This window comes from Streptomyces sp. NPDC002032 (assembly GCF_042890765.1).
In the GTDB taxonomy this organism is placed as follows: Bacteria; Actinomycetota; Actinomycetes; order Streptomycetales; family Streptomycetaceae; genus Streptomyces.
The window spans coordinates 371442-389542 of the sequence record NZ_JBIASM010000006.1 but is presented as its reverse complement, the minus strand read 5'-3'; the positions used below and the strand labels follow the sequence as shown (position 1 = coordinate 389542).

Annotated in this window: 18 protein-coding genes; 7 read left to right on the top strand and 11 right to left on the bottom strand. The window is 71.6% G+C overall.

Annotation, left to right across the window (positions count from 1 at the left end; translation table 11 throughout):
* Positions 1-117 precede the first annotated feature (117 nt).
* From folP to ACFYYT_RS17805, 5 genes are all read left to right on the top strand, one after another.
* Entirely contained in the window at positions 118-990 is an 873-nt protein-coding gene (gene folP / locus ACFYYT_RS17825) for a dihydropteroate synthase (protein WP_351815765.1), read from the top strand.
* 28 nt (positions 991-1018) lie between these two features.
* Positions 1019-1462: a nuclear transport factor 2 family protein gene (locus ACFYYT_RS17820; protein WP_351815762.1), complete on the top strand. Its 444-nt coding sequence runs from the start codon at positions 1019-1021 to the stop codon at positions 1460-1462.
* 131 nt (positions 1463-1593) lie between these two features.
* Positions 1594-1953: a dihydroneopterin aldolase gene (gene folB / locus ACFYYT_RS17815; protein WP_351815760.1), complete on the top strand. Its 360-nt coding sequence runs from the start codon at positions 1594-1596 to the stop codon at positions 1951-1953.
* Positions 1950-2558: a 2-amino-4-hydroxy-6-hydroxymethyldihydropteridine diphosphokinase gene (folK, locus tag ACFYYT_RS17810; RefSeq protein WP_351815757.1), complete on the top strand. Its 609-nt coding sequence runs from the start codon at positions 1950-1952 to the stop codon at positions 2556-2558. The genes folB and folK overlap by 4 nt, the downstream gene beginning before the upstream one ends.
* Before the next feature lie 58 nt (positions 2559-2616).
* Complete coding sequence (locus tag ACFYYT_RS17805; protein WP_351815754.1) at positions 2617-3102, top strand: DUF3180 domain-containing protein; 486 nt, start codon at positions 2617-2619, stop codon at positions 3100-3102.
* Positions 3103-3204: 102 nt separating this feature from the next.
* On the opposite strand, the gene folE is transcribed toward ACFYYT_RS17805, so the two are convergent.
* The 6 genes from folE to dacB form a co-directional block, all read right to left on the bottom strand.
* On the bottom strand, positions 3205-3813 hold the full coding sequence (gene folE / locus ACFYYT_RS17800) for a GTP cyclohydrolase I FolE (RefSeq protein ID WP_351815751.1): 609 nt from the start codon (positions 3811-3813) through the stop codon (positions 3205-3207).
* A gap of 94 nt (positions 3814-3907) precedes the next feature.
* Positions 3908-5938, bottom strand: a complete 2031-nt coding sequence (ftsH, locus tag ACFYYT_RS17795; RefSeq protein WP_351815748.1) for an ATP-dependent zinc metalloprotease FtsH — start codon at positions 5936-5938, stop codon at positions 3908-3910.
* A gap of 213 nt (positions 5939-6151) precedes the next feature.
* The gene (hpt, locus tag ACFYYT_RS17790) at positions 6152-6712 is read right to left on the bottom strand and encodes a hypoxanthine phosphoribosyltransferase (protein ID WP_266576669.1); all 561 of its coding nucleotides are present in this window, start codon (positions 6710-6712) and stop codon (positions 6152-6154) included.
* 66 nt (positions 6713-6778) lie between these two features.
* Positions 6779-7810 carry a tRNA lysidine(34) synthetase TilS gene (tilS, locus tag ACFYYT_RS17785; RefSeq protein ID WP_351815744.1) on the bottom strand — a complete coding sequence of 344 codons (1032 nt, stop codon included), beginning with the start codon at positions 7808-7810 and terminating at the stop codon, positions 6779-6781.
* A gap of 194 nt (positions 7811-8004) precedes the next feature.
* Positions 8005-9150: a zinc-dependent metalloprotease gene (locus ACFYYT_RS17780; protein WP_351815741.1), complete on the bottom strand. Its 1146-nt coding sequence runs from the start codon at positions 9148-9150 to the stop codon at positions 8005-8007.
* Positions 9151-9189: 39 nt separating this feature from the next.
* On the bottom strand, positions 9190-10617 hold the full coding sequence (gene dacB / locus ACFYYT_RS17775) for a D-alanyl-D-alanine carboxypeptidase/D-alanyl-D-alanine-endopeptidase (protein WP_351815739.1): 1428 nt from the start codon (positions 10615-10617) through the stop codon (positions 9190-9192).
* Between the two features lie 163 nt (positions 10618-10780).
* Between dacB and ACFYYT_RS17770 the strand changes: the two genes are divergently transcribed.
* Both ACFYYT_RS17770 and ACFYYT_RS17765 read left to right on the top strand, forming a co-directional pair.
* Positions 10781-11275 carry an inorganic diphosphatase gene (locus ACFYYT_RS17770; protein WP_030756147.1) on the top strand — a complete coding sequence of 165 codons (495 nt, stop codon included), beginning with the start codon at positions 10781-10783 and terminating at the stop codon, positions 11273-11275.
* 200 nt (positions 11276-11475) lie between these two features.
* The gene (locus ACFYYT_RS17765) at positions 11476-13116 is read left to right on the top strand and encodes a threonine/serine exporter family protein (protein WP_351815736.1); all 1641 of its coding nucleotides are present in this window, start codon (positions 11476-11478) and stop codon (positions 13114-13116) included.
* Positions 13117-13208: 92 nt separating this feature from the next.
* Here ACFYYT_RS17765 and ACFYYT_RS17760 read toward each other — a convergent pair whose 3' ends face one another.
* The 5 genes from ACFYYT_RS17760 to ACFYYT_RS17740 all read right to left on the bottom strand — a co-directional run bounded on the left by ACFYYT_RS17760 (position 13209) and on the right by ACFYYT_RS17740 (position 17997).
* Positions 13209-13913: a DedA family protein gene (locus ACFYYT_RS17760; RefSeq protein WP_388608388.1), complete on the bottom strand. Its 705-nt coding sequence runs from the start codon at positions 13911-13913 to the stop codon at positions 13209-13211.
* Between the two features lie 152 nt (positions 13914-14065).
* The gene (locus tag ACFYYT_RS17755) at positions 14066-14824 is read right to left on the bottom strand and encodes a MerR family transcriptional regulator (RefSeq protein WP_351815734.1); all 759 of its coding nucleotides are present in this window, start codon (positions 14822-14824) and stop codon (positions 14066-14068) included.
* A gap of 144 nt (positions 14825-14968) precedes the next feature.
* Positions 14969-15478 carry a DinB family protein gene (locus ACFYYT_RS17750; RefSeq protein ID WP_351815731.1) on the bottom strand — a complete coding sequence of 170 codons (510 nt, stop codon included), beginning with the start codon at positions 15476-15478 and terminating at the stop codon, positions 14969-14971.
* A 135-nt stretch (positions 15479-15613) separates the two neighbouring features.
* Entirely contained in the window at positions 15614-17071 is a 1458-nt protein-coding gene (locus ACFYYT_RS17745) for an aldehyde dehydrogenase family protein (protein ID WP_351815728.1), read from the bottom strand.
* An 89-nt stretch (positions 17072-17160) separates the two neighbouring features.
* Complete coding sequence (locus ACFYYT_RS17740) at positions 17161-17997, bottom strand: helix-turn-helix transcriptional regulator (protein WP_351815823.1); 837 nt, start codon at positions 17995-17997, stop codon at positions 17161-17163.
* Between the last annotated feature and the right edge of the window lie 104 nt (positions 17998-18101).

Below are 18101 nucleotides of genomic sequence, written 5' to 3'. Positions count from 1 at the left end.
CCGGATTGCCCCGGCCCCGCCGGCGCCGGCGCATCCGGGCCCGCCCGGCCGCCGGGGAGCCCCCGGCCCGGTCGGCGCGGAGCCGCCCGGCCGGGGCGGGGCTCTACCCTGGACCCCATGAACACCAACCGCGGGCCCGCCTCCAGGGGCCTGGTCACCGGGCTGCCCGACTGGGACCGCTGCGGGGTCATGGGCGTCGTCAACGTCACCCCGGACTCCTTCTCCGACGGCGGCCGCTGGTTCGACACCACCGCCGCCGTCAAGCGCGGCCTCGACCTCGTCGCCCAGGGCGCCGACCTCATCGACGTCGGCGGCGAGTCCACCCGCCCCGGCGCCTCCCGCGTCGACGCCGACGAAGAGCTGCGCCGGGTCGTGCCCGTCGTCCGCGGCCTGGCCTCCGAGGGCGTCACCGTCTCCGTCGACACCATGCGCGCGGCCGTCGCCGCCCGGGCCGTCGAGGCGGGCGCCACCCTCGTCAACGACGTCAGCGGCGGCCTCGCCGACCCCGGCATGATCCCCGCGGTCGCGGCCGCCGAAGTGCCCTTCGTCGTCATGCACTGGCGCGGCTTCAGCGACGGCATGAACAGCCTCGCCGTCTACGAGGACGTCCTCGGCGAGGTCACCGCCGAACTGCGCGCCCGCATCGACGCCGTCGTCGGCGGCGGCATCGCCCCCGAGCGGCTCGTCGTCGACCCCGGCCTCGGCTTCGCGAAGAACGCCGAGCACGACCTGGCCCTGGTCGCCCACCTCCGCGAGCTGCGCGCCCTCGGCTTCCCGCTGCTGGTCGCCGCCTCGCGGAAGCGTTTCCTCGGCCGCGTCCTGGCCGGGACCGCCGACTGCCCCCCGCCGCCCGCCCGCGAGCGGGACGCCGCCACCGCGGCCGTCTCGGCCATCGCCGCCCACCAGGGCGCCTGGGCCGTACGGGTGCACGAGGTACGGGCGACCGCCGACGCGGTTCGGGTGGCCCGCGCCGTGGAAGGGGCACTGTGACCCGCCGTTCGCACAGGGAAGGGGCACGGTGAGCCTTACCGACATCGAAGCCGTCGAAGAGGTCAACGCGGCCTTCTACGAGGCCATGGAGCAGGGGGACTTCGACGCGCTGTCGGCGCTCTGGCTCGAGGACGAGATCTCCTGCGTGCACCCGGGCTGGCCGGTGCTCTCCGGGCGCGGCGAGGTGCTGCGCTCGTACGCGCTGATCATGTCCCACACCGAGTACATCCAGTTCTTCCTCACCGACACCAAGGTGGCCCTCATAGGCGACACCGCCCTGGTCACCTGCACCGAGAACATCCTGAGCGGCGGCCCCGCCCAGGAAGCCGGGGAACTGGGGCCGCTGGTCGGCCAGCTCGTCGTCGCCACGAATGTGTTCCGACGCACACCGGAGGGCTGGCGGCTCTGGTCCCACCACGGTTCTCCGGTTCTCACGGACTCCGAAGACGAGGACGAAGCGGGCACCGACTGACCCCAAGGGCGGGAGCGGAGCCGCGTCGCGGGTAAATTCGAAGGCGGACGACGCCGACCGCACTCGGCGTAGGCCCATGGCCCCGGGGAGCCCCGGGACCGGAAGCACCTACGAAAGCAGGAGTGATTCGCGTGGATCGTGTCGCACTGCGCGGCCTCAAGGCTCGCGGGCACCACGGCGTCTTCCCCCGGGAGCGCGAAGAGGGCCAGACCTTCATCGTCGACCTCGTGCTGCACCTCGACACCCGTCCCGCGGCGGCCGGCGACGACCTGGCCAAGACCGTGCACTACGGCGTCGTGGCCGAAGAGGTCGTCGACGTGGTCCGGGGAGAGCCGGTCGACCTGATCGAAACCCTCGCCGAGCGGATCGCCCAGCAGTGTCTGAAGCACGAAGCGGTGGCACAGGTGGAGGTCGTCGTCCACAAGCCGGACGCACCCATCACCGTCCCCTTCGACGACGTGACCATCACGATCACCCGGAGCCGCGCATGAACAACGGCCTGAACGCCCAGAGCGACCCCACCGTCCAGCCGGTACCCGCCTCCGTCGTCGAGGCGGTCGACGCGGCGGACGTGACCCTGTCCAACCCCAAATGGGCCGTGATCGCGCTCGGCGCGAACCTCGGCAACCGCCTGGACACCCTCCAGGGCGCGGTCGACGCCCTCGGCGACACCCCCGGCCTGCGGGTCAAGGCCGTCTCCCCGGTCTACGAGACCGAGCCGTGGGGCGTCGAGCCCGGCTCGCAGCCCTCGTACTTCAACGCCGTGGCCCTGGTGAAGACCACTCTGCCCCCCTCCAGCCTGCTGGAGCGCGGGCACGCGATCGAGGAGGCCTTCGACCGCGTCCGCGAGGAGCGCTGGGGGCCCCGCACCATCGACGTCGACATCGTGGCCTACGCGGACGTGGTCTCCGACGACCCCGTCCTGACCCTCCCCCACCCCCGGGCCCACCTGCGCGCCTTCGTCCTGGCCCCCTGGCACGACGTGGACCCCGAGGCCCAGGTCCCCGGCCACGGCCCCGTGGCCGCGCTGCTGGCCGCGGTCGGGCCGGCCGGCCTCACGGCACGCCCCGACCTGGAACTCCGCCTGCCGGAGTAGTCGTTAGTAGCCTGTTCAGGGCCGTGAAGGCCAGTCACTGAGAGCGGGGAACGGGCAAGTGAAGCAACTGAGGCCGGCGGTCCTGGCGGGCATCTTCGTGATCGCCGGGGTGCTGTCCTGGGCGGGCGCGAGGCTGTGGAACGCGTACGGCACCCTGCCGGGCGTTCCGCTGGCCGCGCCGATCGTGCTGGCGGTCATCGCCGTCGTCCTGTTCGCCACCGCGCTGTCGCTGCGCGCCCGGCTGAAGGCCCAGCGCGAGCGCCGGCCGGGGGCCAAGGGCGTGGAACCGCTGATGGCGGCCCGCGCGGTGGTCTTCGGGCAGGCCAGCGCGCTGGTCGCGGCCCTGGTGGCGGGCATGTACGGGGGCGTCGGGATCTTCCTGGTGACGGAGGCCCTCGACGTCCCCGCCCGCCGCGACCAGGCCTGGTACGCGGGCGGCTCGGTGCTGGCCGGAGCCGCCGTGATCGCCGCCGCGCTCTTCCTGGAACACGTCCTGAAGCTTCCGGAGGACGAGGACCCGGACAAGGCTCCCGCCACCGCTTGAGGCGGGCGGGACGCGCGGGGAGCCCGAGGGGGCGCCTGAGGAGCCCGGAGGCCCGGGAGGACCCCGGGCGCCCTGGGCCTCCCCGAGGCGCTCAGGAGCCCGTCAGCGCGCCATGATGAGGGTCATGGCCTCGTTGCGGGTCGCGGGGTCGCGGAGCTGGCCGCGGACCGCCGAGGTGATGGTCTTGGCGCCGGGCTTGCGGACCCCGCGCATGGTCATGCACATGTGCTCGCACTCGATGACCACGATGACACCGCGCGGGTCGAGGATCTCCATCAGGGAATCCGCGACCTGGGTGGTCAGCCGCTCCTGGACCTGGGGGCGCCGGGCGAAGACGTCCACCAGCCGCGCCAGCTTCGACAGTCCGGTGATCTTGCCGTCGGCGGACGGGATGTAGCCGACGTGCGCGACGCCGTGGAACGGGACCAGGTGGTGTTCGCAGCTGGACATGACCTCGATGTCCTTCACCAGGACCATCTCGTCGTGGCCCAGGTCGAAGGTCGTCGTCAGCACCTCTTCCGGCGTCTGCCACAGGCCGGAGAATATCTCCCGGTACGCCCGGGCCACGCGGCCCGGCGTCTCCAGGAGGCCCTCGCGCTCCGGGTCCTCGCCGACCGCGATCAGGAGCTCGCGGACCGCCGCCTCGGCGCGCTTCTCGTCGAACTCGCCGATCGTGCCCTCGCCACCGGTCAGGGTCACTGGGTCGGTCATCTCATCCTCGTTCCTGTCCACACCACGCGGTCATGAAAGAAGCCGCGCCCCCCAGGCTAGAACCTGGGAGGCGCGGCATCCATTCCGGACCTGGTCAGGCCTCCGGACGGTCCTCCGGGGAGGACTCCGGTGCCTTCTCCACCGACACGGCCGGCGTGGCCGCCGAGGTGCCGTTGGCGGAGTTCGTCAGCTGGAGCTCCTTGGGAGAGAGCACCGGCGGACGGGTGGAGGGGGTGCGGCGGGAGGAGCCGGTCCACGCGGGGCGGGCCGGACGCTTCACGATCGTGGAGAAGATCTCGGCGATCTGCTCCTTGTTCAGCGTTTCCTTCTCCAGCAGCGCGAGGACCAGGTTGTCCAGGACGTCCCGGTTCTCGACCAGGATCTCCCAGGCCTCGTTGTGCGCGGTCTCGATGAGCTTCTTGACCTCTTCGTCGACCAGCGCCGCGACCTCCTCCGAGTAGTCCCGCGGGTGCGACATCTCGCGGCCCAGGAACGGCTCGGTGTTGTCGCCGCCGAACTTGATCGCACCGAGACGCTCGGTCATGCCGTACTGCGTGACCATGGCCCGCGCCGTGGCGGTGGCCTTCTCGATGTCGTTCGCCGCGCCGGTCGTCGGGTCGTGGAAGACCAGCTCCTCGGCCGCGCGCCCGCCCAGCATGTACGCCAGCTGGTCGAGCATCTCGTTGCGCGTGGTCGAGTACTTGTCCTCGTCGGGCAGGACCATGGTGTAACCCAGGGCCCGGCCGCGGGACAGGATCGTGATCTTGTGGACCGGGTCGGAGTTCGGGGAGGCCGCCGCGACCAGGGCGTGTCCGCCCTCGTGGTACGCGGTGATCTTCTTTTCCCGGTCCGACATGATCCGGGTCCGCTTCTGCGGGCCCGCCACGACGCGGTCGATCGCCTCGTCCAGCATGTGGTTGTCGATCAGCTTCAGGTCCGAGCGGGCGGTCAGCAGGGCCGCCTCGTTCAGAACGTTGGACAGATCGGCACCGGTGAAGCCGGGGGTGCGGCGGGCGACGGCCGAGAGGTCGACGTCCGGAGCGACCGGCTTGCCCTTCTGGTGGACCTTGAGGATCTCCAGACGGCCCTGCATGTCCGGCCGGTCGACCGCGATCTGCCGGTCGAAGCGGCCCGGGCGCAGCAGCGCCGGGTCGAGGATGTCGGGCCGGTTCGTGGCGGCGATCAGGATGACGCCGCCCTTCACGTCGAAGCCGTCCATCTCGACGAGCAGCTGGTTCAGGGTCTGCTCGCGCTCGTCGTGACCGCCGCCGAGGCCCGCACCGCGGTGCCGGCCGACGGCGTCGATCTCGTCGACGAAGACGATCGCCGGTGCGTTGGCCTTGGCCTGTTCGAACAGGTCACGGACACGCGAGGCACCGACGCCGACGAACATCTCGACGAAGTCGGAACCGGAGATCGAGTAGAAGGGAACGCCGGCCTCGCCCGCGACGGCTCGCGCGAGCAGGGTCTTGCCGGTGCCGGGGGGCCCGTAGAGCAGCACGCCCTTGGGGATCTTGGCTCCGACGGCCTGGAACTTCGCCGGCTCCTGGAGGAACTCCTTGATCTCGTGGAGTTCCTCGACGGCCTCGTCCGCACCCGCGACGTCCGCGAACGTCGTCTTCGGGGTGTCCTTGGTGATGAGCTTCGCCTTGGACTTCCCGAAGTTCATGACCCTGGAGCCGCCGCCCTGCATCTGGTTCATCAGGAACAGGAAGACGACCACGATGAGGACGAAGGGCAGGAGCGAGAGCAGCACGCTCAGGAACGGGCTGGTCTTGTCCGGAGTGACCGAGTACCCGTCAGGGATCTGACCGGCTTCGAACTTGGTCTGGAGGTTCTGGGCGAGCTGTACGCCCTGATCCCCGATGTAGTTGGCCTGGAACTTGGTGCCGTCGTTGTTGCCGAGCTTCTGGTCCTTCTTCAGCTCGATCTTGATCATCTGGCTGTCACCGGTGGTCAGCTTGGCGCTTTCCACCTGGCCACTGTTGATCGCCTTGATGACCTCGCTGGTCTCCACCGACTTGTAGCCGCCGCCGGAGCCGACGACGTTCATCAACACGACCACGGCGAGGACGGCCAGCACGATCCACATGACCGGCCCACGGAAGTATCGCTTCACGTCCATCCATACGGGGCGCCAGGCACCCCGTCCCTCCTGCCCGTAGGTAAATGCTGCTGTGAGTAAAGACTGTTCTTCGGAATGTACCCCTGTATTGTCACCCGCGGCCTCATGGGACGGCTGACAGACCCGCTCCCCTCCTCAACGCAGGAGGCCGCCCCCAGGTTCCCCCGGGGGCGCGAGCGGCGGGACGGCCGACGTTACCGCCGTCCGGCGGGTTCAGCCGCCGTAGACGTGCGGGGCGAGCGTGCCGACGAACGGCAGGTTGCGGTACTTCTCCGCGTAGTCGAGGCCGTAACCGACGACGAACTCGTTCGGGATGTCGAAGCCGACCCACTCGACGTCGATCGCGACCTTCGCGGCCTCGGGCTTGCGCAGCAGCGTGACGACCTTCAGGGAGGCCGGCTCGCGGGAGCCCAGGTTGGACAGCAGCCAGGACAGGGTCAGGCCCGAGTCGATGATGTCCTCGACGATCAGGACGTGCTTGCCCTTGATGTCGGTGTCCAGGTCCTTGAGGATCCGGACCACGCCCGAGGACTGCGTCCCGGCGCCGTAGGAGGACACCGCCATCCAGTCCATGGTGAGCGGGGTGGACAAGGCACGCGCCAGGTCCGCCATCACCATCACGGCGCCCTTGAGCACACCGACGATGAGCAGGTCCTTGCCCGCGTACTCCGCGTCGATCTTCGCGGCCAGCTCGGCCAGCTTCGCGTCGATCTCTTCCTTGGTGATGAGCACCGACTGGAGGTCGCTGCCCATGTCCTTCTCGTCCACCCGCATCACTTTCGTTGTCGGCCGGGGCTCCGGGGGGTGACCCCGGAGGACTCAACCGTGTTTCAGCACCAATCAGCCCTGCCGGATGACAAGTCTGCCACCCTGCCGCTGGGCCTCGACGCGGCCGGGCAGGTTGATGGCGCCCTGGCCCCGCCATCCGGTGATGAGGCGGTCGACTTCCTCGATGTGCCGGGCGAAGAGGGAGCCGGCGGGGGACCCGGCCGCGACCACGGCCCTGCGCAGCACCCGGCGGCGGACGGCCGGGGGCAGGGCGTACAGCTTGGCGCACTCCAGGCGGCCGTCCTCGTCGCGGACTCCGGCCTCGGCGTCGGCGGCCCAGGCGTCGAGGGCGTCGGCATCGTCCCGGGACAGCTGGGCGGTGCGCGCGAGCGCTTCGACGACCCCCTTGCCGAGCGCCTTCTCAAGGGCGGGCAGTCCCTCGTGGCGCAGCCGGGAGCGGGTGTAGGCGGGGTCGATGTTGTGCGGGTCGTCCCAGACGGGGAGGGACTGGACCATGCAGGCCTTGCGGGCGGTCTGCCGGTCGATCTGGAGGAAGGGGCGCCGGTAGCGGTGGCTGCGGCCGGTGCCGCCGGACTTCTCCGCCATGCCGGACAGGGAGCGGATCCCGGAGCCGCGGGCGAGGCCCAGCAGGACGGTTTCGGCTTGGTCGTCGCGGGTGTGTCCGAGCAGCACGGCGACGGCGCCCAGCCGGTCCGCGGCCTCGTCGAGGGCGGCGTAGCGGGCGTCGCGGGCGGCCGCCTCGGGTCCGCCCTCGCGGCCGACGCGCACGGCGACGGACTCCACCGGGTCGAGGCGGAGCGCGGTCATGCGGGTGACGACCTCCGCGGCGCGCAGGTCGGAGCCGGCCTGGAGGCCGTGGTCCACGGTGACGCCGCCGGCCCGGATGCCGAGCTTGGGGGCCTCGAAGGCGAGGGCGGAGGCGAGGGCCATGGAGTCGGCGCCGCCGGAGCAGGCGACGAGGACGAGTGGCGTGCCGGCCCCGGTGCGGGGGTCGGCGGCGTGGGGAGGGAGGTCGTTCAGGACGTCGTGGAGTACGCGGCGGACCGCCAGGCGTATCGCCGCGACCGCAGGATGGGGACCCATGTCCGGTGCCCTTCGTGGAGTTCGGATGCTCGGAGGGTGGGGGTGTTGCGCGGGGAATGGCGTTCGTCACTCAGAGTGCGTCGATGGTGACAGAGACGAGCCGTTCTCCGAGCATCGCACGCCCTTCCACGGCCCACGGTCCCTCGGACGGGTGATGCTGCTTCCCCCAGTGAGACATGTTTACGCCCCCCGCGTCACCTTTCTTCGCTCCCCGCACTCCCCTTGCGGTGCACGCGCGCCACCCAGTCCGCGGGCCGGGCGATCTCGGCCTTGGTGGGCAGCGTGTTGGGCGAGGTCCACACCCGGTTGAAGCCGTCCGTGCCGACCTGGTCGACGACGGCGCGGACGAAGCGTTCGCCGTCGCGGTACTGGCGGAGCTTGGCGTCGAGGCCGAGCAGCTTGCGCAGGGCGGCGTCGAGCCGGCCGGCCCCGGTGGCGCGGCGCTGCTGGAACTTCTCCCGGATCTCGGCGACGGAGGGCACCACCTCGGGCCCGACACCGTCCATCACGAAGTCGGCGTGCCCCTCCAGCAGGGACATGACGGCGGTCAGGCGGCCGAGCACCTCGCGCTGCTGGGGGGTCTGGACGAGTTCGACGAGGGAGCGGCCCTCGTCGCCCTGTTCGGCTTCGGGGCGGGCCCCGGCGAAGGACTGGACGGCTTCGCGCAGCCGTACCAGGACGGCCCCGGGCTCCAGCTCGGTGGCGCCGAGGAACGTCTGGATTTCGCCCTCCAGGTGGGCGCGCAGCCACGGGACGGCCGTGAACTGGGTACGGTGCGTCTCCTCGTGCAGGCAGACCCAGAGCCGGAAGTCGTGCGGGTTCACCTCCAGCTCGCGCTCCACGTGCACGATGTTGGGGGCGACGAGCAGCAGCCTGCCGCCGGTGGCGGAGCCGCCGGGGAGGTCCGGGAGGGCGGGCGCGAAGGTCTCGTACTGGCCGAGCACCCGGGAGGCCAGGAAGCTCAGCAGCATGCCCAGCTCGACGCCGGTGACCTTGCCGCCGACCGCGCCGAGGACGGCGGCCCCGGGGGCGCCCGCGCGGCGGTCCTGCATCTTGCCGAGCAGGGGGCCCAGCAGTTCGCGGAAGCCCGCGACATTGGCCTTGACCCAGCCGGCCCGGTCCACGACCAGGACGGGGGTGTCGGGCAGGGGGCTGCCCTCGGGCATCATCCGGGTGAACGCGCGCACGTGCTCCTCGGAGGTCCGGGCGTGCCGGCGGAGCTCCGCCACCACCGCCCGTGCCTCGTCGCGGCTGACGTCGGGACCCGGCCGCACCAGCCGGGTCGCGGTCGCCACCGCGAGGTTCCAGTCGACCATCTCCGCACCACCGATGCTCGTCATGCGTCAACCGTACGTGGACCGGCGCTCCTGCGGATCCCCCTACGAGGTGGTGGCGACGGCGGCCGCCAGCTTGTCGAGGCCCTTCTCGGCGGCCGGGCCGTCCGCGGCGCCCGCCGTCAGGAAGGCGAAGGCGAGCAGCCGGCCGGAGGGGTCGACGACGGTTCCGGCGAGGGAGTTGACCCCGGTGAGGGTGCCGGTCTTGGCCCGGAGCAGCCCGGCGGCCGGGGAGGTGCCGGCGTTGCGGGCGCGCAGGGTGCCGGTGAACCCGGCCACGGGCAGCCCGGTGAGGACGGGCCGCAGCTCCGGGTGGCGGGGGTCGGCGGCGGCGGCGAGCAGGCCCGTCAGGAGGCGGGTGGTGACCTTGTCGGCCCGGTTGAGGCCGCTGCCGTCGGCGAAGCGGGTGCCGGTGACGTCGACGCCGAGGGAGGCGAGCTTCTCCGCGACGGCCTTCTCGGCGCCCTCGAAGGCGGCGCCCTGCCCGGCGGCGAGGGCGGTCTGGCGGGCGAGGGCCTCGGCGATGTCGTTGTCGCTGTTGGTCAGCATCCGCTCGACGAGCCCGGCGAGCGGGGTGGACAGGGTGGTGGCCAGCGGCTGCGCCCCGGCGGGGGCCTGGGCCTTGGCGGGGTCGCCGGTCACCTTGATGCCGCGGTCGCGCAGCAGGCCGGCGAAGGCGCGGGCGGTGTCCCCGGAGGGGTCCTCGGTACGGGTGACGGGCCCGGAGGTGGAGTCGTCGGGGCGGCCCTCGTCGGCGGTGAGGGCCGTGACGGGCGCGAGGTTGTCGTTGCGGCCGATCGGGTGGCGGACGGCTCCGGTGTAGAGCGAGTCGTCGTAGCCGAGGGTGACCGTGTCGGTGCCGGCGGCCTTGAGGGCCTGGGCGGTGTCGGCGGCGAGGGCGACGAGGCTGCCGCCGGATCCGGCGGGGCTCTTCTTCCTGGCGGTCAGGGACGGGTCGCCGCCGCCGACCAGGACGATCGTGCCGGGGCCGGCGCCGGGCGTCACGGTGGTCCGGATGCGGTGTTCGGGGCCGAGGGCGGCGAGGGCGGCGCTGGCGGTGGCGATCTTGACGGTGGAGGCCGGGGTCATGGCCTCGCTCGAACCCGACTCGAAGAGGACCCGTCCCGTGGCGGTGTCGACCACGCTGGCGGCGCGTACGGTGCCCAGCGCCGGGTCGGCGAGCAGCGGTCCCAGCACCCCGGCCAGGGCGTCGGGGGCCGCGCCCACGGCGTCGGCGGGGCGCGGGCCGACCCCGGCGAGCACCCCGGGGGCGCTGGGCGCCGCCTGGGGCGGGCCGCCCGCGGTCGCGGCGTGATCTGCGCCACCCGTGCGGCTCCAGGAGGCGGCCTTGTCCCGCTCGGCCTTACGCTGGCCGGAGTCCCAGGGGCCGGCGGCGGACACCACCGCGGCCGAGAGGGCGAGGCCGGCGACGGCCGACCCCGCGATGAGCTGCCATGTCTTGGCCAAGGGCACCTCGGACCAGCCCCTTTCGCGATCACACATATGCGTGAGGGACACTTAACCACTGCGTCTTGCCGCGAGCATGGCACCCCACCCGGCAGGGCTGGGCCGTACGAGCGCGCAGATGGATCAATGCAGTCTCGAAGCAATGAAGCTGAGCATGGAGGAGCAGGACGTGGAGTTCGACGTCACCATCGAGATCCCCAAGGGTTCGCGGAACAAGTACGAGGTGGACCACGAGACCGGCCGGATCCGTCTGGACCGTCGCCTCTTCACCTCGACCAGCTACCCGGCCGACTACGGCTTCGTCGAGAACACCCTCGGCGAGGACGGCGACCCGCTGGACGCGCTGGTCATCCTTGACGAGCCGACCTTCCCGGGCTGCCTGATCAAGTGCCGCGCGATCGGCATGTTCAACATGACGGACGAGGCGGGCGGCGACGCCAAGCTGCTGTGCGTGCCGGCCTCCGACCCGCGTGTCGAGCACCTGCGCGACATCCACCACGTCTCCGAGTTCGACCGCCTGGAGATCCAGCACTTCTTCGAGGTCTACAAGGACCTGGAGCCCGGCAAGTCCGTCGAGGGCGCGAACTGGGTCGGCCGTACCGAGGCCGAGGCCGAGATCGAGGCCTCGTTCAAGCGCCTGGAGGCGCAGGGCGGCCACCACTGAGCTTCCGCTCACTGACCGTCCCGACGGGCGGCATCCCTCAGGGGGTGCCGCCCGTCGGCGTTCGCGCACGTCCCGGCCCTGCCCGTTCGCCTGGCGCCCGTCTGCCCGCGCCGTCCGTCGCTCCGCGTGTGATTCCGGTTTCGCAGGGGAGGAAACGATTCCGCATACTGGTGCGGAGGCTGCCCAGGACGGGAGGACGAGTGGCGGAGGCCGAAGGATCCGGGTCCGAGGACCGGAAGCCGAAGTCGGACGAGGCGCACAGCGCCTTCACCCCGCCGCCCGGGATGGCGCCGGAGGCTCCGGAGGAAGACCAGCCGACCTCCGAGTTCGCCGTCCCCGACGGCATGGCCGCGCAGGTCCCCGAGCCCGAGGGCTCCGCCTTCGCCGCCCCGGCGACGTACAGCGCCCACCAGTCCCCGCCCGCCTACGTCCCCGGCGGCTTCCCCGTCTCGCGGATGAAGGAGTCCCCCTGGCAGGACCGGATGCGCACGATGCTGCGCATGCCGGTCGACGTGCGTCCGGTGGCCGAGCCGGTGCAGAAGCAGAGCGAGGCGGGCCCCGCCGTGGGCCGCGTCCTGGACCTGACGCTGCGCATCGGCGAGCTGCTGCTCGCGGGCGGCGAGGGCGCCGAGGACGTGGAAGCCGCCATGTTCGCCGTGGCCCGCTCCTACGGACTCGACCGCTGCGAGCCCACCGTCACCTTCACCATGCTCTCGATCACCCACCAGCCCTCCCTGGTGGACCACCCCGTCTCCGCGAGCCGCACCGTGCGCCGCCGCGGCACCGACTACACCCGGCTGGCCGCCGTCTTCCGGCTGGTGGACGACATCAGCGCGCCCGAGGTGGACGTCTCCCTGGAGGAGGCCTACCGGCGCCTCGCCGAGATCCGCCGCAACCGCCACCCGTACCCCACCTGGGTGCTCACGGCCGCCGCGGGGCTGCTCGCGGGCGCCGCCTCCATCCTGGTCGGCGGCGGGGTGACGGTCTTCTTCTGCGCGGCCCTCGGCGCCGTCCTCGGCGACCGGCTGGCCTGGTTCTGCGCCGGGCGCGGGCTGCCGGAGTTCTACCAGTTCGTGGTGGCCGCGATGCCGCCCGCCGCCATCGGCGTGGCCCTGAAGATCGCCCAGATCGAGGTGCGGGCCTCCGCCGTGATCACCGGCGGGCTCTTCGCGCTGCTGCCCGGGCGGGCCCTGGTCGCGGCCGTCCAGGACGGCCTGACCGGCTACTACATCACCGCTTCGGCCCGGCTGCTGGAGGTCATGTACCTCTTCATCGGGATCATCAGCGGCGTCCTCGCCGTGATCTACCTGGGCCTCCAGTTCGGCGCCCAGCCCAACCCCGACGAGGTGCTCCAGATCCCGAGCCGGCCGGTGATCCAGATCCTGGCCTCGATGGTCCTGGTGTTCACCTTCGCGATCCTGCTCCAGCAGGAGTGGTCGACGGTGACGATCGTGACCCTGAACGGCGCGGTCGCCTGGGTGACCTTCGGCGCGCTGCGGGCCGCCGAGCTGCCCCCCGTACCGTCCACGGCCATCGCGGCCGGGCTGGTCGGCCTGTTCGGACAGCTCTTCTCCCGCTACCGCTTCGCCTCCGCCCTGCCCTATGTGACGGCGGCCATCGGGCCGCTGCTGCCGGGCTCGGCGACGTACTACGGGCTGCTCTCGATCGCCGAGAACCGCCTCGACACCGGACTGGCCTCGCTGACCAATGCCGCCGCCATCGCCCTGGCCATCGCCGTCGGGGTGAACCTGGGGTCGGAGACCTCGCGGCTCTTCATGCGGATCCCGGGCGCCCAGAGCGCGGCCAAGCGCCGGGCGGCGAAGCGCACCCGCGGCTTCTGACCCCGGGCACGCGAAAGCCCCGGGGACGCCGGTCTCCGGGGCTTTCGGCGGGGCGCGGCGGGGGCGGCCGTTGCGGGCCCGCTGGGCACCCGCTAGCGCTTGGCGTGCCGCCCGCGCTGCCCGGGAGCCTGCGGGTCCTCCGGGGCGCCGTACGGCGCGGCGGGGGCCTGCCCGGCGGTCTTCGCCTTGTTCTTGCGGGACTTGAGCACCTCGAAGATCACCGGGATGACGGAGACGAGCACGATGCCGATGAAGATCGTCTCGACGTTGTTCTTGATGACGTCGAACTGGCCCAGCTGGTAGCCCAGGCAGGTGACGCCCGCGCCCCAGGCGATGCCGCCGATGACGTTGAAGGTCAGGAAGGTGCGGTACTTCATCGCGCCGGCGCCCGCGACCATCGGCGCGAAGGTGCGGATGATCGGCACGAAGCGGGCCAGCACGATGGCCTTGGGGCCGTGCTTGTCCATGAACTCGTGCGCCGCGTCGAGGTTTTCGCGCTTGAACACCTTGCTGTTCGGCCGGTTGAAGAGCTTCGGGCCGAAGTACTTGCCGATCAGGTAGCCCACCTGGTCACCGATGATCGCGGCGGCCACGATCAGCGTGCAGACGAGCCACAGGGGCTGGCTGATGTCGCCGCTCGCGACGAACAAGCCCGCCGTGAACAGCAGGGAGTCGCCGGGCAGGAACGCGAAGAGACCCGATTCCGCGAAGACGATGACCAGGATGCCGATGAGGCCGAAATGGCCGATCAGGTACTCCGGGGACAGCCACTCAGGGCCGAGCGCAAGCGTGTACACGAGTTCCGGGCTCTCCTGGATCAGGGGGTGTCGGCGGTGGGGGGCGACGAGTCAGCTGGTCTCAATTATCAACGCACACGACCCCCGCCGGGTTCCAGGCCCGGAGGGGGTCGTGTGAGCAAGCTCGCGGCCACCGCACGGTGACGCGCGGGTCACACCCTGCGCACGGCGTTGGCCGTGATCGCGTCCCGCAGGTGCTCGGCCAGGCCCGGCCGCACCGCGTCGTAGAAGGCCTTGAAGCGCTCGTCCGCCACGTACATGTCGCCGAGGCAGGTGTGCATCTCGTACGGGCACTCGTAGAACCACGCGCAGATGTGCCGGCGGTGCTCCTCGGCCAGATCCATCGCGGCCTCGCCCTCGGCCGGCTCCCCCGCCTCCATCAGGGCCGCGTACCGGGCACTCCAGTCGGCGGCCTCGTCCTGCATCCGCTTCCAGTCGTCCTTGGTGTACGAGGCGGCCCGGCGCTGCGACTGCGCGTAGGCGTCGGTGTGGCCCCACCGCTGCCCGGCCTCCTCGGCGTACTGCTCGGGGTCCTGGTCCCCGAAGACCTCGAACCTCTCCTGCGGCGTGAGGTTGATGCCCATCGTGTTCGCCTCCATGGCGTGCTCGACGGCCGCGGCCATCTGCTGGAGCCGGGCGATCCGTCCGGACAGGAGGGCGTGCTGCCGGCGCAGGTGCTCGCTCGGGTCCGCATCCGGATCGTCCAGCAGGGCCGCGACCTCGTCGAGCGGGAAGCCGAGCTCCCGGTAGAACAGGATCCGCTGGAGCCGGTCGAGGTCGGCGTCGTCGTACCGCCGGTGCCCCGCCCCGCTGCGGCCGCTCGGGGAGAGCAGGCCGATCTCGTCGTAGTGGTGCAGCGTGCGCACCGTCACCGCGGCGAAACCGGCGACCTGGCCCACGGAGTAGCCCATCGCTTTCCGCTCCTCTGGTTGGATACGCCCCTCACTGTGGCTCCTCACGCCACGTGAGGTGCAAGTCCCTCCCCTGGAGACGGGGGCGCGGACGGGCCCGCAGGCAGTCGCGAAGACGGCCGCACGGGTGTCACGGCCGTCCGGTCAGCCCATCGCCTTCGTGCCGTCGATGGACTCCCGCAGGATGTCGGCGTGCCCCGCGTGCCGGGCGAACTCGCGCACCAGGTGCAGCAGCATCCAGCGGACCGAGACCTCCGCGTCGGGGAACCACGGCGCCTTGGGCAGCGGGAAGGACTGGTCGAGGGTGGGCACGGAGCCCACGAAGTCGGCCGTCTCCTTCTTCACCCCGTCCCAGAACGCGAGGGCGGAGTCGAGGCTCTCGTCCTCGGCGAGGTGGAAGCCCTCCAGCCAGGTCTCGGGGGCGCGCCGGTGCTCGTTCGGCCGGCGCTGGGCCATGCGCAGCCAGTTCAGCTCGACCTCGGCCGCGTGCTTGACGAGCCCGGACAGCGACAGCTCGCTCGCGGTGGGGCGGCTCGCGGCCTGCTCCGGGGTGAGCCCCTCGGCGGCCCGGCGGATCGCCTCGCGCTGGTCCTCGACGAACAGGAGCAGCGTCCCGCGCTCGTCTCCGGCGATCTCCTCGGTGGGGTGGGGCATGACGGCCGCCTTCCGTAGGGGGCGCTCGCGCGCCCCGGTCCTCCTGCTGACGGGAACCACGCTACGGAGCCTTGCGGACAGGTTCTGTCCTCTACTGCGGCCGTCGCCCGGCGCGCCTCGGAAGGGAGGCGCGCCTCAGAAGGGGAAGGCCGTCCGGCCGTGCTGTACCGAGATCCACTTCTGGGTGGTGAAGGCCTCGACGGTGGCCTCGCCGCCGAGCCGGCCCAGGCCCGAGGCCTTCTCGCCGCCGAAGGCGGTCAGCGGCTCGTCCCCGATGGTGGAGTCGTTGACGTGGATCATGCCGGTCTCGATGCGCTGGGCGAAGCGGACCCCGCGCTCCACGTCCCGCGTGTGCACGGCCCCGCTCAGCCCGTACGGGGTCGCGTTGGTCAGGCGCACGGCCTCCTCCTCACCGTCGAAGACCACCAGCAGCGCCACGGGGCCGAAGATCTCCTGGCCGAGCAGCGGGGAGTCCTCGGGCAGTCCGGCCAGCACGGTCGGCTCGACCAGGTTGCCGCGCGTAGACCCGCGTACGAGCGCCCGGGCGCCGGACTCGACGGCGCGGTCCACCAGGGCGGTCAGCGCCTCGGCCTGGAAGGAGTTGATCAGGGGGCCGATGTGGGTGTCGGCCTCGCGCGGGTCGCCGGTCTTCAGGGCGCGCACCCGGGCGGTGAACTTCTCGGTGAACTCCTCGGCCAGGGAGGCGTCGACGAGGATCCGGTTGGCGGCCATGCAGACCTGGCCCTGGAAGACGAAGCGGCTGAAGACGGCCGCGTCGACGGCGTAGTCCACGTCGGCGTCGTCCAGGACGACCAGGGCGCTGTTGCCGCTCAGCTCCAGGACGGTCCGCTTGAAGTGGCGGGCGGCGACCGCGCCGACGTGCCGTCCGGTGCGGTCGGATCCGGCGAAGGAGATGACCTTGGGGACGGGGTGGGTCAGGATCGCGTCGCCTATCTCGGCGATGTCGGTGACCAGGACGTTGAGGAGGCCGGCGGGCAGGCCCGCGTCCTCGAAGATCTTGGCGATGATCCCGCCGCCCGCCACCGGGGCGTTCTGGTTCGGCTTGATCACGACGGCGTTGCCCAGGGCCAGCGCGGGTGCGACCGACTTCAGGGTGACCAGGAGCGGGAAGTTGAAGGGGCTGATCACGGCGACGACGCCGACGGGCAGCCGCTGGACCCGGTTCTCCTTGCCCGCGACCGGCGAGGGCAGGATGCGGCCCTCGGGGCGGACGGCCAGCTGGACCGCCTCGCGCAGGAACTCCATCGCGAGGTGGACCTCGTACTCGGCCTTGGGACGGGTCCCGCCGAGCTCGTCGATCATCGCCTCGACGATCTCCTTCTGGCGCTCCTCGGTGATGCGCAGGGCGCGTTCGAGGACGGATCGTCTCGCGTAGGGGCTGGTCTCCGCCCAGAGCCGCTGCGCCCGCTCGGCCGCGCGGTAGGCCAGATCCACCTGCTCGGTGGTGGCCACCGTGATGGCCGCGAGCTTCTCCCCGTTGTACGGGTTGACGTCGATGATGTCCCACGAACCGGTGCCGGCCAGCCATTCGCCGTCGATGTACTGGTGAGCCAGGTCGGTGAATATGGACATGCCATCCCTTACTGCGAGCGCGCACCCGTGCGCTGCACCGGAGACCGATCGGTCGTCATGCACTGATCAGACGTCATAGTACGTGCGGTTCAGGACAGTTGGAGCAGTCCGCGCAGGAGATCCCGGGTCCGGTCGGGATCGGGGCAATCGGCCTGGAGCCGCTCCATCGCCCGCGAGTACTGCCCCACTTCCTCTTCTTTGTCGAGGTAGAGGGCACTGGTGAGCTGTTCCAGATAGACGATGTCCTGGAGGTCGGACTCGGGGAAGCGCAGCAGGGTGAAGGCTCCGCTCTCCCCCGCGTGTCCGCCGAAGGAGAAGGGCATCACCTGGAGCTGCACGTTGGGCCGCTGGCTGATGTCGATCAGGTGTTCCAACTGGCCGCGCATCACGTCGCGGTCGCCGTAGGGGCGGCGCAGCGCGGCCTCGTCGAGGACGGCGTGGAAGACGGGGGCGTTCTCGGAGACGAGGACCTTCTGGCGCTCCAGGCGCAGGGCGACGCGCCGGTCGATCTCGGCGGCGGACGCGCCGGGCATGCCGCGCTGGACGACGGCGTGCGCGTACGCCTCGGTCTGGAGCAGGCCGTGGATGAACTGCACCTCGTAGATGCGGATGAGCGAGGCGGCGCCCTCCAGGCCGATGTACGTCTGGAACCAGCCGGGGAGCACGTCGCCGTAACTGTGCCACCAGCCCGCCGCGTTGGCCTCGCGGACCAGTCCCAGCAGGGACTCCCGCTCCGCGCCGTCCGTGACCCCGTAGAGCGTCAGGAGGTCCTCGACGTCCCTGGCCTTGAAGCTCACCCTTCCCAACTCCAAGCGGCTGATCTTCGATTCTGATGCGCGGATCGAGTAGCCGGCCGCTTCACGGGTGATGCCGCGGGATTCTCGGAGTCGCCTGAGCTGAGAGCCCAGGAGGATGCGGCGCACCACGGAACCGCTGGCTTCTGCGGTCACTGTCCTGCCCTCCCCATCGCGATGAGCGTGTGCGTCGTGGGCCCCCGTACCCCGGTGCGAGAGTCTGCCACCAAAACGCA

What these genes read in the sequence shown, in the direction of transcription:
- ACFYYT_RS17750 (WP_351815731.1), bottom strand. Translation starts at nt 15,478, where the DNA reads ATGCCCCACCCCACCGAGGAGATCGCCGGAGACGAGCGCGGGACGCTG.
- folK (WP_351815757.1), top strand. Translation starts at nt 1,950, where the DNA reads ATGAACAACGGCCTGAACGCCCAGAGCGACCCCACCGTCCAGCCGGTA.
- ACFYYT_RS17755 (WP_351815734.1), bottom strand. Translation starts at nt 14,824, where the DNA reads ATGGGCTACTCCGTGGGCCAGGTCGCCGGTTTCGCCGCGGTGACGGTG.
- folP (WP_351815765.1), top strand. Translation starts at nt 118, where the DNA reads ATGAACACCAACCGCGGGCCCGCCTCCAGGGGCCTGGTCACCGGGCTG.
- hpt (WP_266576669.1), bottom strand. Translation starts at nt 6,712, where the DNA reads ATGCGGGTGGACGAGAAGGACATGGGCAGCGACCTCCAGTCGGTGCTC.
- ftsH (WP_351815748.1), bottom strand. Translation starts at nt 5,938, where the DNA reads ATGGACGTGAAGCGATACTTCCGTGGGCCGGTCATGTGGATCGTGCTG.
- ACFYYT_RS17780 (WP_351815741.1), bottom strand. Translation starts at nt 9,150, where the DNA reads ATGACGAGCATCGGTGGTGCGGAGATGGTCGACTGGAACCTCGCGGTG.
- folE (WP_351815751.1), bottom strand. Translation starts at nt 3,813, where the DNA reads ATGACCGACCCAGTGACCCTGACCGGTGGCGAGGGCACGATCGGCGAG.
- tilS (WP_351815744.1), bottom strand. Translation starts at nt 7,810, where the DNA reads ATGGGTCCCCATCCTGCGGTCGCGGCGATACGCCTGGCGGTCCGCCGC.
- ACFYYT_RS17745 (WP_351815728.1), bottom strand. Translation starts at nt 17,071, where the DNA reads ATGTCCATATTCACCGACCTGGCTCACCAGTACATCGACGGCGAATGG.